The following is a 14,828-nucleotide window of genomic DNA, read 5'->3' as shown; positions in this document are numbered from 1 at the left end:
CGCAGAGCGATCCCAACCATCGTCTTCATGCTCTAGTTTGTAAGCCTAGCGTCCTCGCGGCTGTCGCAGCAACCTTCCGGGCCGCATGCTCGCGGCCAGGGCCTTGGCCTCGTCGCGCCAGGGATGCAGCCCAGGGGCTGCCGGACGCAGCCCGAGCCGGCGCATGTGCCGGTTGACCCTGCAGACGGATGCAAGGCGGCCGATGGATTTCAGGTCGAAATTCAGGCTCAATGCAATGGAGACGTCGCTCCCGTTCCTGGCCCAGTGCGGCGCGAATGTCGGGACGTGGATGCCATGGCCCGGACGCAGGTCATGCACGGCCGCGTCGTGCCGACGGTCCGGCTTGTAGCAGACGCCGTTGAGGTCCCCGCACAGCAGTCGCTCGATCTCGCCGTGGGTCACGAGCGTGCGGTCGGTGTGGCTGAACACGCCGAACGTCTTGTCGCCGGCGATCTGCATCAGGAAGTTGCTGTCGGCATCGGCGTGGTACGGGGTCCATCGCCCCGGCGATGCGATCAGGATGGTCGCGCGCGCCACGACAACGTCGTCGCGCATGGCGATCCCGCACAACGCATGGATCTGCTCGACGATGCCATGGAACAGCGGACCGAACAGCGGATCGTCGATCGCATTCTTCAGCATGATGAGCGAGTTCTGCCGCTCGATCGTGGCGACCGCTTCGGCAAGCCCGCAACGCGCGGCGCGGCCGGCGTCCCACCCGTCGCCGATGGCGGCGGCGTCCTTAGACCAGTAGTAGCTGCCCTGGGGCTCCAGGCGGGCGGCGAGCGCCGCAAGGCTTGGCAGGGACAGCAAGGGCTCGCGGTCGAGATCGTGCTCGAACAGGAAGCTGCGCTGGTTGAAGCAACGGCGGAACTCTGAGCCGTGATCGTCGCGAAGATGATGCGGCGCGGCAACGTCCTCATGAAGATGATCGAGCAGGTCAGCATACGACATGGTCACACCACACCATGCAAGAGCACGGCCTCAATAGCATTCCCGCGCGCGCGGCGACGCAAGCTGTTTGCCGATCAACTCCGCGCGGCCCAAGGGGTTCACGTCTTTATATCGTGCGGCTCGGGCGATCCGACGCCGCGCCAAACCGGATGACAGCTTCGCCTCGTATGGCCATAGTCGTCGGCAACGGCCTCGACTCGATGAAGGCCCAGGGAACGTCCGGGAGAGAGTAAGCATGCCCAGCCTATCCAGGCCAGTCAGCCTGTGGCGAGCCGTCGCGGCCGCCGCATTCGGGGTCGGCCTCGCCGCCTCCGCGCCGGCACGAGCCGACAGCCTGACGGTCAATGCCGACACCTCGGACGCCCAGCCCAAGGCCGCCTTCCAGGAGGTGGTCCACCGGTTCCAGGCGGCCAATCCCGGCACCCAGGTGACGCTCAACGTCTATGACCATGAGAGCTACAAGCAGTCGATCCGCAACTGGCTGACCTCGGCCCCTCCGGACGTGGTGCTCTGGTACACCGGCACCCGCATGCGCCAATTCGTGCGGCCCGGCCTGCTCGCGGACGTGAGCGCGGTGTGGACGGCGCCGATGAAGCAGGCCTTCGGCACCACCGCCGTGGCACTCGTCACCGACGACGGCCGCCAATACGCCGTGCCGTACACGCAATACCAGTACGGGCTCTATTATCGCAGCGACATCCTGCAGAAGGCCGGGGTCGGGCCGATCACGACCTGGGACGCCCTGCTCGGCGCCTGCGACAAGCTCAACGCCGCCGGCGTGGCACCCATCGCCCTCGGCTCGAAGGATCTGTGGCCGACCGCGGCCTGGTTCGACTATCTCGACCTGCGCATCAACGGCTACGCCGCGCACATGCAGCTGATGTCGGGCAAGATGTCCTACACCGACCCCAAGGTGCGCAACGTCTTCGCGCACTGGAAGCAGCTGCTCGACCATAAATGCTTCAACGCCAACCATACCGAGCTCAGCATGCAGGAGAGCCAGCCACTGCTGTACCAGGGCCGCGCCGGCATGATGCTGATCGGCAACTTCATCACCGAGAACTTCTCGCCCGACATGCAGAAGGTGATGAAGTTCGAGCCGTTCCCGTCGATCACCACCTCCGTCGCACGCGCCGAGGACGCACCGATGGACAGCGTCTCGATCCCGCAGGGTGCCAGGAACAAGGCGGGTGCGATGAAGTTCCTCGCCTTCATGATGCAGCCGGATATCCAGGCGATGATCAACGCCCACGAAAAGCAGATCCCGGCCAACGGCCAGGCCAAGCTGATCGACGACCCCTATCTGGTCGAAGGCCGCGCCCTGCTCGCCGCGACGCCGGATCACGCGCAGTTCTTCGATCGCGACACCAACGAGGCGCTGGCGACGCTGGCGATGAAGGGCTTCCAGGAGTTCATGGTGCGCCCGGCGCGGCTCGATCGTATCCTGGCCGGTATCGACCGCGCCCGGCTGCGCATCTACGCGACGACGAACTGAACGACGATGTCGCGTATGGCAACGGTCGCGTTGCCGCGCACGCGGACCCGGCGCGCCGGCAGCCTGGCGCCGCTGCCGTTCATCGCCCCGGCCGCCTTGTTCTTTGCGGTCTTCGTGCTCTGGCCGATCGCCGACAGCATCTGGGTCTCGCTGCATGACTGGGACGGCGTGCATCCGATGCGCTGGATCGGCATTGGCAACTATGTCGAGCTGTTCGGTGACGACGTGTTCTGGACCGCCCTGGTCAACAACATCTGGTGGCTGCTGGCCTACATGCTGGCCCCCGTCGGCGGCCTCGCGATCGCGCTGTTCCTGAACCAGAACGTGCTCGGCATGCGGCTCTACAAGTCGCTGTTCTTCTTCCCGTTCGTGCTGTCCCAGGTGGTGGTCGGACTGGTGTTCTCCTGGTTCTTCAACGGCGATTTCGGCCTGCTCAATCTCGGCCTGCGCGCAGTGGGGCTGCACGGCGTCTCGCTGCTGGGGGACGCGAACTGGTCGACGCCGGCGACGATCGTGGCCGGGCTCTGGCCGCAGACCGCCTATTGCATGATCCTGTATCTGACCGGGCTCACCGCCGTGAACGGCGAGGTCGTGGAAGCCGCCCGGATGGACGGCGCGCGCGGCTGGGCGATGCTGTGGAACATCATCATCCCGCAGCTGCGCCCGGCCACCTTCATCGCCGTGGTGGTATCGGTGGTGGGCGCGCTGCGCTCGTTCGACCTGGTCTCGATCATGACCAGGGGCGGCCCGTACGACAGCTCGGCGGTGCTCGCCTACTACATGTACGAGCAGACCTTCCTGTCGTTCCGCTACGGCTACGGCGCCGCGATCGCGGTGGTGCTGTTCGCGATCATGGACGTGTATATCGGCTTCTTCCTGATCGCCATGCTGCGGCGGGAGCGGCGCTGATGTTTCCGCGTCCGATCCAGACCGCATCGCCCGGCGCGCAGACGCTGTACCGGATCGCACTGCCGGTCAGCCTGGTGATCTGGCTGCTGCCGCTGCTGGCGATCTTCCTGACCTCGGCGCGCTCGGCGCAGGATCTTGCCGCCGGCAACTACTGGGGCTGGCCGCACGGCACCCACCTGGTCGGCAACTACGAGGCCGTGTTCACCAGTTCGCCGATGGGCCGCTACCTGCTGAACTCGGTGGAAATCACCCTTCCCGCGGTCGCCGCCACGCTGATCCTGTCCACGCTCGCCGGCTTCGGGCTGGCGAAATACCGGTTCCCGGGCAACACCGCGGTGCTGGCGATCTTCATCGCCGGCAATTTCGTGCCGTTCCAGATCCTGATGATCCCGGTTCGGGACCTGATGATCCATGTGTTCCCGCTCTATGACACGATCTGGGCGCTGGTGGTGTTCCATGCCGCCTTCCAGACCGGCTTCTGCACCCTGTTCATGCGCAACTTCATACGCGAACTGCCCGACAGCCTGATCGAGGCCTCGCGCATGGATGGCGCCGGCGAGTTCTCGGTGTTCCGGCTGATCGTGCTGCCGCTGATCCGCCCGGCACTCGCCGCCCTCGCGGTGCTGGAGTTCACCTTCATCTGGAACGACTATTTCTGGGCCCTGGTTCTGGTGCAGTCCGACAGCGCGCGTCCGATCACCGCCGGGCTGCAGGCGCTGCAAGGCATGTGGCTTGCCTCGTGGCAACTGATGTCGGCCGGCGCCATCGTCGCCGCCACGCCCTCGGTTGCGATCTTCTTCCTGATGCAGCGCCACTTCATCTCCGGCCTGACATTGGGAGCGGTCAAGGAATGAGCATCCATCGCCTGGATGGCCGCGACACGACGCTGCTGCTGCTGCAGCGCGGATCGGCGCTTCCCGAGATCGCCTGGTGGGGCACCCGGCTGCCGGACGGCCTGTCGCTCGAGGCCGCCGCCGGCCTGCGCGACCGGGCGACCCGGCGCAACGGCCTCGACGAGGATCATGTCGAGGCGGTGCTGATGCCGACGCTGGGCACCGCAACGCTGCGCGCGCCGGGCCTGGTCGCGAGCCGCGGGGGCACTGACTGGACGGCGGATTTTACCGAGGTTTCGGTGCTGGACGCGCCCGGGCGGTTGCGGGTGGTGGCAGACGATCCGGTCGCCGCCCTGCGTCTGGAGATCGTCCTCGAGCTGCCGCCGGACGGCGACCTGCTCACCATGCACAGCCTCCTGCACAATACCGGCACGACGCCGCTGCAGGTGGAGCGGCTCGCCGCCGGCGTGTTCCTGGTGCCCTCGGAGGCGGACGAGCTGCTGGTGTTCGACGGACGCTGGGGCCGGGAATTCTCCGAGCGACGGATCTCGCTCGCCAGCGGCAGCTGGGCGTCGGAAAACCGGCGCGGCCGGTCGCATGACCGCTTCCCGGGCCTGATCCTGGGCCATCCCGGCTTCGACGAGGATCGCGGCCTGGTGTACGGCATGCATCTCGGCTGGAGCGGCAACCACCGCACCGGCGCCGAGCGGCTCGAGGATGGCCGCATCCTGGTCACCACCGGAGAGTGGCTGCATCCCGGCGAACTGGTGCTCGAACCGGGCAAGGCGGCGCACACCCCGATCGCTTATGCCGCGGTGGCGCCGGACGGCCTCTCCGGGCTGTCGCAGCGCTTCCACGAGGGCATCCGGCGCACCGTGCTCGACTGGCCGGGCGGGACGATGCGCCCGCGCCCGGTCACGCTGAACACCTGGGAGGGCAACTATTTCAGCCATGACCATGACCGGCTGGTGGCGCAGGCGACGGCGGCGGCACGGATCGGGATCGAGCGCTTCGTGCTCGATGACGGCTGGATGGCCGGTCGAAACGACGAGCGCGCCGGCCTCGGCGACTGGCGCCCGGATGCCGCCAAGTATCCGCGCGGCCTGGGCCCGCTGATCGATGCGGTCACCCGTCTCGGACTGGAGTTCGGGCTCTGGGTCGAGCCGGAAATGGTAAACCCCGACAGCGAGCTGTATCGCGCGCATCCCGACGCGGTGCTGCATGTCGCGGGCCGGCCGCTTCACACCTCGCGGCACCAGCTCATCCTCGACCTGACCCGTCCGGAGATCGCCCAGATCATCTTCGGCCAGCTCGCCGCCCTGCTGCGCGCGCATCCGATCGCCGCCCTGAAATGGGACATGAACCGGGACTTCGTCGCCGCCGGCGACCGCGACGGCAGCCCCGCCACCCGGCGCCACCTGCTGGCGACCTACGCCCTGCTGGCCCGGCTGCGTGAGGCGTTCCCCGCCGTCGAGATCGAGAGCTGCGCCTCCGGCGGCGGCCGGCCGGACCTCGGCATCCTGCGCCATACGCACCGGGTCTGGACCTCGGACTGCACCGATGCGCTCGAACGCCTCGCGATCCAGCGCGGGTATTCGCGGTTCCTGCCGCCCGAGCTGATGGGCGCGCATGTCGCGGCCTCGCCGAACCACCAGACCGGGCGGCGGCACACGCTGGGCTTCCGCGCCGCGGTCGCCCTGTTCGGGCATATGGGCGTGGAGCTCGATCCGACCACGCTCGCCACCGACGAGCAGGACGAGCTGGCGGCCTGGATTGCGCTGCACAAGCGCCTGCGCCCGCTGCTGCATGCGGGGCTGCACCAGGCGCGTCCGGTACAGGCGGGTCGGTCGGTGCGCGGGGTGGTGGCCGCCGATGGCCGGCACGCGGTATTCCTGGTGGCGCAGGAGCACACCGATCCGCATCGCGCGCCGCCGTTGGCACTCCCGGGTCTCGACCGGCGTTTCACCTACCGGCTGCAGGCACCGCCGCCGCAGCATCTCGACGTCCGGCTCTCGGCGTCGCAGCGCCGGCTGTTCGAGGACGGCCTGATCGTCCCGGGCGCGCTGCTCGCGAGCGTCGGCATCGCGCTGCCGGAACTGCAGCCGGAGACCGCCCTCATTCTGGAGGCCAGCCACCTTGACTGATGCCCCGCAGCCGCCCGGTGCCGCACTCGGCGTCTGCTACTACCCCGAACATTGGCCGGAATCCTGGTGGGTCGAGGATGCCCGCCAGATGCGCGAGGCCGGCATCACCTATGTCCGGATCGCCGAGTTCGCCTGGAGCCGGATCGAGCCCGAACCCGGGCGCTTCGCCTGGGACTGGCTCGACCGCGCCATCGAGGTGCTGGGGGCGGCCGGCCTGCGCGTCGTGATGTGCACGCCGACCGCGACGCCGCCGAAATGGCTGATCGATCGCGAACCCGGCATCCTGCCGGTGGCCGACGACGGCCAGGTCCGCGGCTTCGGCTCACGCCGGCATAGCAGCTTCTCGTCCGAGCCCTGGCTGCGCGAGACCCGGCGCATCACCGAGGCGGTGGCGCGGCATTGCGGCGCCTCGCCGCATGTCGCCGGCTGGCAGATCGACAACGAGTTCGGCTGCCACGACACCGTGCGCTCGTATGGCGCCCACGACCTGCGCGCCTTCCGGCTCTGGCTGCGGGCGCGCCACGGCAGCATCGGGCGCCTCAATGCGGCCTGGGGCAGCGTGTTCTGGTCCGGCGAGTTCCGCGACTTCGACGAGGTGCCGCTGCCAGCGGGTGCCGTCACCGAGACGCTGCCGGCGGCGCGGCTGGACTACCAGCGCTTCGCTTCCGACCAGGTGGCGCAATACTGCCGCCTGCAGGCGGAGATCCTGCGGCGGCATTCGCCCGGCCGGTTCGTGACGCACAACTTCATGGGCCGCTTCGTCGAGTTCGACCATTATGCGGTCGCAGAGACGCTGGATTTCGCCAGCTGGGACTCCTACCCGCTCGGCTTCACCGAGCAGTTTCCGCTCGATGCCGCCGAGCGCGCGCTGTTCGCCGAGACGGCGCATCCCGATATCGCGGCCTTCCACCACGACCTGTATCGCGGCGTCGGAAGCGGGCGGTTCTGGGTCATGGAGCAGCAGCCCGGCCCGGTGAACTGGGCGCCCTGGAACCCGGTGCCGAAGCCCGGCATGGTCCGGCTCTGGACCTGGGAGGCGTTCGCGCACGGGGCCGAGGTGGTCAGCTATTTCCGCTGGCGGCAATGTCCGTTCGGCCAGGAGCAGCTGCATGCCGGGCTGCAACGCCCGGATCGTTCCCGCTCGGCGGGCGGCGAGGAGGCGCTCCGGGTCGCCGGCGAATTGCGCGCGGTCGCGCTTGCGGCCAAGCCCGGACCGGCCCCGATCGCGCTGGTGTTCGACTACGAGGCTGCCTGGATGCTGCGCATCCAGCCGCAGGGCGCGGATTTCAACTACTTGGAGCTCTGCCTGCGCTGGTACGAGGCGGCGCGCCGGCTGGGGCAGGATGTCGACATCGTGGCCCCCGGCCGCCCGCTCGCCGGCTACCGGGCGGTGCTGGTGCCGTCGCTGCCGCATGTCTCGGACGCGGCCCTGGCGGCGCTGCGCGACACCAAAAGCGCGATGCTGATCGGACCGCGCACCGGGTCGCGGACGCCGGATTTCGCCATCCCCGACACCCTGCCGCCGGGGCCGCTGCAGGCGCTGCTGCCGATGCGCGTCACCCAGGTCGCCTCGCTGCGGCCGGGGCTTGCGCACGGCGTGACCGGCGGGCTGGCGGGTGCCGCGGTGCGCTGGCGCGAATGGATCGACACCGATGCCGAGATGCTGGCACGCTTCGACGATGACATGCCGGCCGCCATCGCGTCCGATCGCTGCGTCTATCTCGCCTGCTGGCCGGACCGGGCACTGCTCGACGCCGCGGTCCGGCATGTGATCGCGGCGGGCGGCGGCGACATCGTCACGTTGCCGCCAGGCGTGCGGCTGCGGCGGCGCGGCGGACGGCGGTTTGCCTTCAACTACGGCCCCGACGCCTGGACCTTGCCCGAGCGCGCCGGCCGCCGGTTCGTGCTCGGCGCGGCCACGGTCGCGCCGCAGGATCTGGCCTGCTGGGACGAGTGACGCAGCGCCGTGCTGGCCGCCGAGGTCGCCAGCAACCCGCTCGTACGGGGGCAACACCGCGCAGGCTCCGGGGCGAGATCGCGTCCGGCAGCCAGGCCCTGCTGCTGCGGGCAGGCATCGGCCTGCTGCGACGGCTCGGCCCGGTCAATGCATCGAACCTGGGTGGGTGGGTCGGCCGGCGGCTGGGCCCGTTGCTGCCCGCATCGCGTACGGCCGACATGAACCTGCGCCACGCGCTGCCTGCCCTCGATGCCGGCGCACGCGCCAGGATCATCGCCGCGGTCTGGGACAATCTCGGCCGCAACGTCACCGAACTGCCGCATCTCGCGAGGCTCGCGGGCAGCCTGGGAGCGGCCAGCTGGACCATCGAGGGCGAGCAGCATCTTGCCGCCACGCTGGGCGGCGAGCAGTCGCTGTTCTTTTCCGGGCATTTCGGCAACTGGGAACTGGTGCTGCCGATCGCCGCCAGCCTGGGCCTGCAGGTGTCCGGCTTCTACCGCGCCGCCGCCGATGCGCGCATCGACGGCATCATCCAGTCGCTGCGCAGCACGCCCGGGAGTGGCGGCGTGTCGATGTTCCCGAAAGGTGCCGCCGGCGCGCGGGCGGCGCTCTCGCACCTGCAGCACGGCGGATCGCTGGGCATGCTGGTGGACCAGAAGATGAATGACGGGATCCCGGTGCCGTTCTTCGGGCGGCCGGCGATGACGGCGCCCGCCCTGGCGCAGCTCGCCTTGCGCTACAGGCTCCCGCTCATCCCGATCAGGGTGATCCGGCGCGGTCCGGCGCGCTTCGCCGTGGTGGTGGAGGCGCCACTCGCGGTGGCCCTGACCGGACGCCGGCACGACGACATCTTTGCGCTCAGCCTGGCGATCAACCAGCGGCTGGAACACTGGATCCGACAGGATCCTGGCGCCTGGCTCTGGCTGCACCGGCGCTGGCCGACCGGTTCGCCGGAGAGGTGCGATTTGACGCACGGTTAACGCATCCGGGCGCCTTGCCTTGCCGTAGCCAAGGGTAGGGTGACCTGGGACGCGGGACATGGACTCAGAGGCTTGGCACTGGCTCGCGGTCACGCAGGACGGCCGCTACTTCATCCTCGATCCGGCCTCGCTGGAGGGGGACGGCTCGTTCCGGGAATTCGTGCGCCGGCTGGACGCGCAGAACGTGCCCGGCTGGCTGGCAACCACCGACCGGCCACCCGAAGGCGACGAGGACCTGCACCTCAACCTCATCTGCAAGCTGACCGAGTGCGAGGGCGACTGGAAGGCGGCGAGCGAGGCGTTCGCCCGCGAGCGCAGTCGCCATCATGCTGAGAGCCTGTGAACCAGCCCCTATGACAACAGAATAGGGCAAGTTAATCGGCTCTGTCGGAGCCGATCTTGCTCAGGGCGGCAGCGTCAGCGTGATCTCCTTGTAGGGCGATGCGGCGGATGCGAGCAGTGGGGACGCCTCGCCCCTGAGCTGCTGCGCGAAGAACGCCTCCGCGTAGCGGCGTATCATCACCGAGACCCGGAGCGCCTGCACCGGCCCGGGCATGCCATGGCCCCTGAGCGCGTAATGCAACGGACTGTCCGAGAAGCTCTCGTGGCCGGTGCCCTTGATGACCATCATGAGCGCTCCGGGCATGAGCGCTCCGGGCATGAGCGCTCCGGGCATGAACGCTCCGGGCATGAACGCTCCAGCTGCCTGCAGTCGGCTGCGCATCCGCCGGAGGTCGCGTTCGGTCAGTCTCGCCGTCTCGCGCGTCGCCGTGTCGGGCGAGGCGAGGTCCGCCGCGGTCGGGTCGGCCTCGTCGTCGCTCATCAGGAAGTACGGTTGCGGAAAGCCAAGCTCGGCGCCCTGTCCGAACAGCCACCCGTCCATGTTGAGCACCGCCAGGAAGCGCCGGTCGGTCGCCGCCGCCTGCGCCGCGACGGCGCCACCGAACGAGAAGCCCAGGATCCCGACGCGGTCGAGGGCGAGCGGCCCGAACCGCCGGTCCGCGCCGGATGCGGCGAGGCGGTGCAGGGCATCCAGCAGCGCGGTCGCATCGTGCGCCTGCAGGCCGACCTTGGCCTGCGCCTTGAGCAGGGTCGCCTTCGCCGCCGCATCGGTCGAGAAATCCATCGCGCCGGCCAGCCGCGGATCTTCCTGCACGATCCGCGCCTGGACCACGACATAGCCGTGGCTTGCCAGGTCCGTCAGCAGGCGCGGGTTGTCCGACTCCGTGCCGGGCCAGCCCGGAAAGTAGATCAGCACCGGCGCGGCAGCCGCCCGGGCGACGCTGCCGTCGCGCTGGGCAGCCGCCGGCGCCGGATAGAAGAAGTCCGCCTGCATGGTGCGCGTGAAGCCGGCGCGGTCCGCAGGCCCTGCCGCCGCGGGCAGGGGCAGCTGAGCGACCGGCATGCCGAGTTGCGCCGCATCCATGCCGAAGCGGCCGACCGGCAGGTCGCCATTCGGCCTCGACAGGCCGGGATAGGCCAACTCCAGCCAGGACCCGATGCCGAACGCCAGAACGGCGGACAGCTTCGCCAGCAACCACGCACGCATGCCGGCTAGACCGGGTCTGCCTGGGTGCTCCTCGCCGGGTGCCGCTCGAAGGATCGGCCCACTCCCTGGAACCTCTCGGCATCGAGAATGCCACCGACGATCGTCGCCATCGTCGTCACGCCGGGCTCGCGGAACATGCTGAAATGGTCACCCGGCAGCGGATGCACCTCGATGCCGCCGGCCGCGAGGTCGCCCCAGCCGAGTTGCGCATCGAGGTAGCGGCCGGACGGCATGCTCTCGCGGTGGAACAGGCAGATCCGGCCGGTGAACGGCCGCTGCGTCGCCGTACGGGCTGCCGCGTCGAGCAGGGCCACCCGATCGATATTGCCCTGGTGCTCCAGCATCACCGGCGCCCGGGCGACCACGCGGCCGAGGCGTCGGCCAACGAAATCATGCAGATGGCTCAGGACGAAGGCCATCCTCGTCTGCAGCACGCCGTCATCGTTGCGCCGGAAGTCGGAGACCAGCGTCTGCCAGCGGTACGACCAGTCCGCCAGCCTGGCCCGGCCCGGCGGCTGCCGCTGCAGATAGCCCGGCGACCAGGTATCGATCATCACCAGCAGCGGCACGGCCTCGCCCTGGTCCTGCAGTTGCTGGGCGATCTCGAAGGCGAGCACCCCGGCGGTGCAGAGTCCGAGCAGGATGTAGGGGCCGGCCGGCTGCTGGCGCCGGATGGTCCTGATCTGGTCGGCGGCCATCTGCTGCAGGGTGAGGCCGTCCCCGGCACGCCCGAGCGTCGCCGGCAACGCAAAGAACGGCCGCTCCGGACCGAGCTGGCGGCCCAGGTTGTCGTAGATCCAGGTGTGGTCGATCGCGAACACCGGCGGCAGCGCGCCGTCGGGTTGCACCGTCACGATCTGGCCGGCCTCGTCCGGGCCACGCTCCTCGACCAGCAGCCGTGCCAGTTCGCGGATGGTCGGCGCATGGAACAGGCTCGCGAAATCGATCTTCCGGCCGAACTCCCGGGCAATGCCGGCAAGCAGCCGCGCCGCCAGCAGCGAGTGGCCGCCCAGGGCGAAGAAGTCGTCGGTGGGAACGATGTCGGTGCGGCCGAGCAGCGCGCTCCAGAGCGCGATCAACCGGTCCTCGATCGCAGCCCCCGCCGGCCTGCCCTCCGGAGGGGCTGCGGCTTCGACCGGCTCGCCCAGCCGCGCGCGGTCGATATGCCCGTCCGCGGTCAGCGGCATGGCGGGCAGCAGCGTGATTGCGTCGGGCACCATGTAGCGTGCGAACGCGCGCGCGAGCCGGATGCGCAGGGCCTCGGTCAGCAGGTCCGGATTAACCGCGCCGGGGCTGACATTCGGCACCACGAAGGCCGCCAGCACCTCCTGCCCGGCTTCGCGCATCAGCACGACGCAGGCCTCGGCGACCCCGGAATGGCGCAGGATCTCGTCCTCGATCCAGGTCGGCTCGACGAGGAACCCGCGCACCCGGACCGGGCGACCGGGATGGCCGCCGAGGCGCTCGATCCTGCCGTCATCGCGCCGCCGCACCATCTCGCCGGTCCGGCGCGGCGGGCCGCCAGCACCTGCAATCGCAAGCTCGCCCGCGGCCCCGATCGGCAACAGGCCGCCATGACGATCGATCACCTGCAGGACCGCGCCCGGCAGCGGCTGGCCGAGCGGAGGCCGCTCCTCTCCTGGTTCGACCCGCGCCACCGCCGTCCAGATCGCTCCCGCCTCGCCATACAGGCTCCAGAGCGGGCCGCCCACCGCCAGCAGCCGATCGGCGAGCGCGCGCGTCATGCTCTCGTTGCCGCCGCACAGCATTTTCAGGCGCGGCTGGCCGCTCCAGCCGGCCTGGAGCAGCCGCAACCACATCGCGGGACGGCCCTGCAGGATCGTCGCCCGCGCGTCGCGCAGCAGCCCGAGCAGCGCAGCGCCGTCAGCCGCCTCGGCGGCGCTGGCCAGCACCAGCCTTGCCCCCGTCGTCAGGGGCAACAGCAGCTCGAGGACCGCTTCGGCGCCGGCGGCGTCCACGCTGACCAGCCCGTCCCCGGCATCGCACGGCAACATCCCGGCCATGGTACTCAGCATGTGGGCGAGCTGGCGATGCGTGATCTCGACGGAGCCCTGACGCTCGTTCCTGCCCTGGATGAAGACGGCGCACGCGATGGCGTCCTCCAACTCGTCCACGTCGAGCGCCACCGCAGGCTCGTGGGCGAAGGTCTTGCGCACCGGATCGAGCGCGATGACGCGCTCCGCCTTGTCGAGCAGTTCGGATCGGATCCCCTGCGTCAGGATGAAAGGCAACCGTGCCTCGCGTAGCATCCGCTCGAGCGGGCCGGCCGCAGTGTCGGCATCGAACAGCACGAAGCCGGCGCCCGCCTTGAGCACCGCGAGCAGGCTCACCAGGAGGTCGGCCTCGCGCGGCAGGATGAGCCCGACGCGCATGCCCGGCATCAGCCCGTTCCGGCGCAGATGACGTGCCAGCCGGTTCGCCGTGCGGTCGAGCTCGCCATAGGTCATGCGGCGGCCGCCCTGCAGCAAGGCCGGAGCCCGGGGATCGCGCGCGACCTGGCGCTCGAACAGCCCATGGATCGACGGACGCGGCGGCGGCGCCGCGCTGGCTCCTCGCCCCAGCGCCAGGATCCGTGCCTGCTCCGCAGCATCGAGCAGCGGCAACTCGGCAATGTCGCAATCGGGGTTGCGGACGAACTCGGCCAGCAGGCAACGCAGCGCCGCGAGCTGATGCCCGACGGTTTCGCGCCGGAACAGGTCGCTGTTGTACTCGCAGGACAGGCGCCATCCCTCGGGGCGCTCGACCATGAAGAAATTCAGGTCGTAGAGGCCGCCGGGTGAATGCGACGGCAGGTCCACCAGGTCGAATTCGGACCGGCTCTCGTTGCTTATGAACGAGCGCTGGAAGATGAAGTTGATCGAAAAGAACGGGTTGCGCGTCATGTCGCGCTTCGGCTGCAGGAGCTGTATCAACTGCTCCATCGGCAGGTTCTGGTGGTCGAGTGCCGCCTGCACCATCTCCTGCGTGCGGTGCAGCAGCTGCGCCAGCCCGGGCCGGTCGGCGACGTCCTGGCGCAGCACCAGCGTGTTGATGAACACGCCCACCATGTCCTCGAGCTCGACCTCGTCGCGCCCGATCACCTGGGTACCGATGGCGATGTCGGTCTCGCCGGTATAGCGGTTGAGCAGGATGGTCAGCGCCGCGAGCGCGGTGACGAACAGGGTGTTGCCGTGCCGGCGGCTGAACTCCTGCAACCCGTCGGTCAGCGTGCGGTCGAGCAGCAGTCCGACGATGTCGGCGCCGGTCGCCGTGGTCGGCGGATGCGGCCGGTCGGGGGCAATCTCGAGATAGGTCAGGTCACGGAGCTGGCGCTGCCAGTAGGCGGTGTCCGCCTCGAACTCGCCGCCTCGCATGCGCTCGCGATGCCAGCGCGCATAGTCGCCGTATTGGATCGAGAGGTCCGCCAGCGGCGCGGGGCGGCGCATCCGCGCAGCGTCGTACTGCAGCCCGAACTCGCGGGCCATCACGCCGATCGACCAGCCGTCGCACACCATGTGGTGGACGGTGAGCAGCAGCAGGGTGCGCTGCTCGGCGATCCGGACCAGCGTCACCCGCAGCAGCGGCGCCTGTGCGGGATCGAACCGGGCCCTCGCCTCGGCCCGCCCGATCCGCTCGGCCTCCTGCAGCGCCTGGTCGGCCTGCAGGGCGGTCAGGTCGACCGCGGCGATGCGGAACGCCAGCGACGGCGCCACCACCTGCACCAGCGCGCCCTCGATCTCCTCGAACGCGGTGCGCAGGATCTCGTGCCGCGCGATGATGGCCTCGAACGCCCGCTGGACCAGATCCGACGACACGCGTCCGTCGAGCTGCCAGCGCACCGCGATGTTGAGCGCGGAGCTTCCGGGCTCGAGACGGTCGATCGCCCAGAATCGCTCCTGCGCGATCGAGCTAGGGAACCGCAGCGGACCCTGGTCCGCCAGCGGAGCCGGTGCGGTCCTGACAGGCTCATGCTCGGGAAGCTGTACGGCGGACACTGTCACTCCCTC

General features: G+C 69.7%; 10 protein-coding genes. 7 read left to right on the top strand and 3 right to left on the bottom strand.

Annotated elements, in window-relative coordinates:
- Positions 1-45 precede the first annotated feature (45 nt).
- Complete coding sequence (locus ACQY4O_RS19050; RefSeq protein WP_428378021.1) at positions 46-954, bottom strand: hypothetical protein; 909 nt, start codon at positions 952-954, stop codon at positions 46-48.
- 235 nt (positions 955-1,189) lie between these two features.
- Between ACQY4O_RS19050 and ACQY4O_RS19045 the strand changes: the two genes are divergently transcribed.
- From ACQY4O_RS19045 to ACQY4O_RS19015, 7 genes are read left to right on the top strand one after another with little or no spacing between them, the layout of a single operon-like run.
- Positions 1,190-2,449: an ABC transporter substrate-binding protein gene (locus tag ACQY4O_RS19045; RefSeq protein ID WP_428378020.1), complete on the top strand. Its 1,260-nt coding sequence runs from the start codon at positions 1,190-1,192 to the stop codon at positions 2,447-2,449.
- A 6-nt stretch (positions 2,450-2,455) separates the two neighbouring features.
- On the top strand, positions 2,456-3,358 hold the full coding sequence (locus ACQY4O_RS19040) for a carbohydrate ABC transporter permease (protein WP_428378019.1): 903 nt from the start codon (positions 2,456-2,458) through the stop codon (positions 3,356-3,358).
- Positions 3,358-4,212, top strand: a complete 855-nt coding sequence (locus ACQY4O_RS19035; protein ID WP_428378018.1) for a carbohydrate ABC transporter permease — start codon at positions 3,358-3,360, stop codon at positions 4,210-4,212. The genes ACQY4O_RS19040 and ACQY4O_RS19035 overlap by 1 nt, the downstream gene beginning before the upstream one ends.
- On the top strand, positions 4,209-6,335 hold the full coding sequence (locus ACQY4O_RS19030; RefSeq protein ID WP_428378017.1) for an alpha-galactosidase: 2,127 nt from the start codon (positions 4,209-4,211) through the stop codon (positions 6,333-6,335). The genes ACQY4O_RS19035 and ACQY4O_RS19030 overlap by 4 nt, the downstream gene beginning before the upstream one ends.
- A complete protein-coding gene (locus ACQY4O_RS19025; RefSeq protein WP_428378016.1) occupies positions 6,328-8,292 on the top strand; it encodes a beta-galactosidase in 1,965 nt (654 codons plus the stop codon). The genes ACQY4O_RS19030 and ACQY4O_RS19025 overlap by 8 nt, the downstream gene beginning before the upstream one ends.
- Entirely contained in the window at positions 8,289-9,272 is a 984-nt protein-coding gene (locus tag ACQY4O_RS19020; RefSeq protein WP_428378015.1) for a lysophospholipid acyltransferase family protein, read from the top strand. The genes ACQY4O_RS19025 and ACQY4O_RS19020 overlap by 4 nt, the downstream gene beginning before the upstream one ends.
- 58 nt (positions 9,273-9,330) lie before the next feature.
- Positions 9,331-9,615, top strand: coding sequence for a hypothetical protein (locus ACQY4O_RS19015; protein WP_428378014.1), 285 nt, complete (start codon positions 9,331-9,333; stop codon positions 9,613-9,615).
- A gap of 60 nt (positions 9,616-9,675) precedes the next feature.
- Here the strand turns inward: ACQY4O_RS19015 and ACQY4O_RS19010 are convergent, their stop codons facing one another.
- Positions 9,676-10,821: a dienelactone hydrolase family protein gene (locus ACQY4O_RS19010; protein WP_428378013.1), complete on the bottom strand. Its 1,146-nt coding sequence runs from the start codon at positions 10,819-10,821 to the stop codon at positions 9,676-9,678.
- Between the two features lie 5 nt (positions 10,822-10,826).
- Positions 10,827-14,816 carry a condensation domain-containing protein gene (locus ACQY4O_RS19005; RefSeq protein WP_428378012.1) on the bottom strand — a complete coding sequence of 1,330 codons (3,990 nt, stop codon included), beginning with the start codon at positions 14,814-14,816 and terminating at the stop codon, positions 10,827-10,829.
- Positions 14,817-14,828: the final 12 nt, after the last annotated feature.

Source organism: Lichenicoccus sp., from assembly GCF_965277665.1.
Taxonomy (GTDB): Bacteria; Pseudomonadota; Alphaproteobacteria; order Acetobacterales; family Acetobacteraceae; genus Lichenicoccus.
Note: the sequence above shows the minus strand (reverse complement) of the source record. Positions and strands in the feature narration are given on the sequence as shown.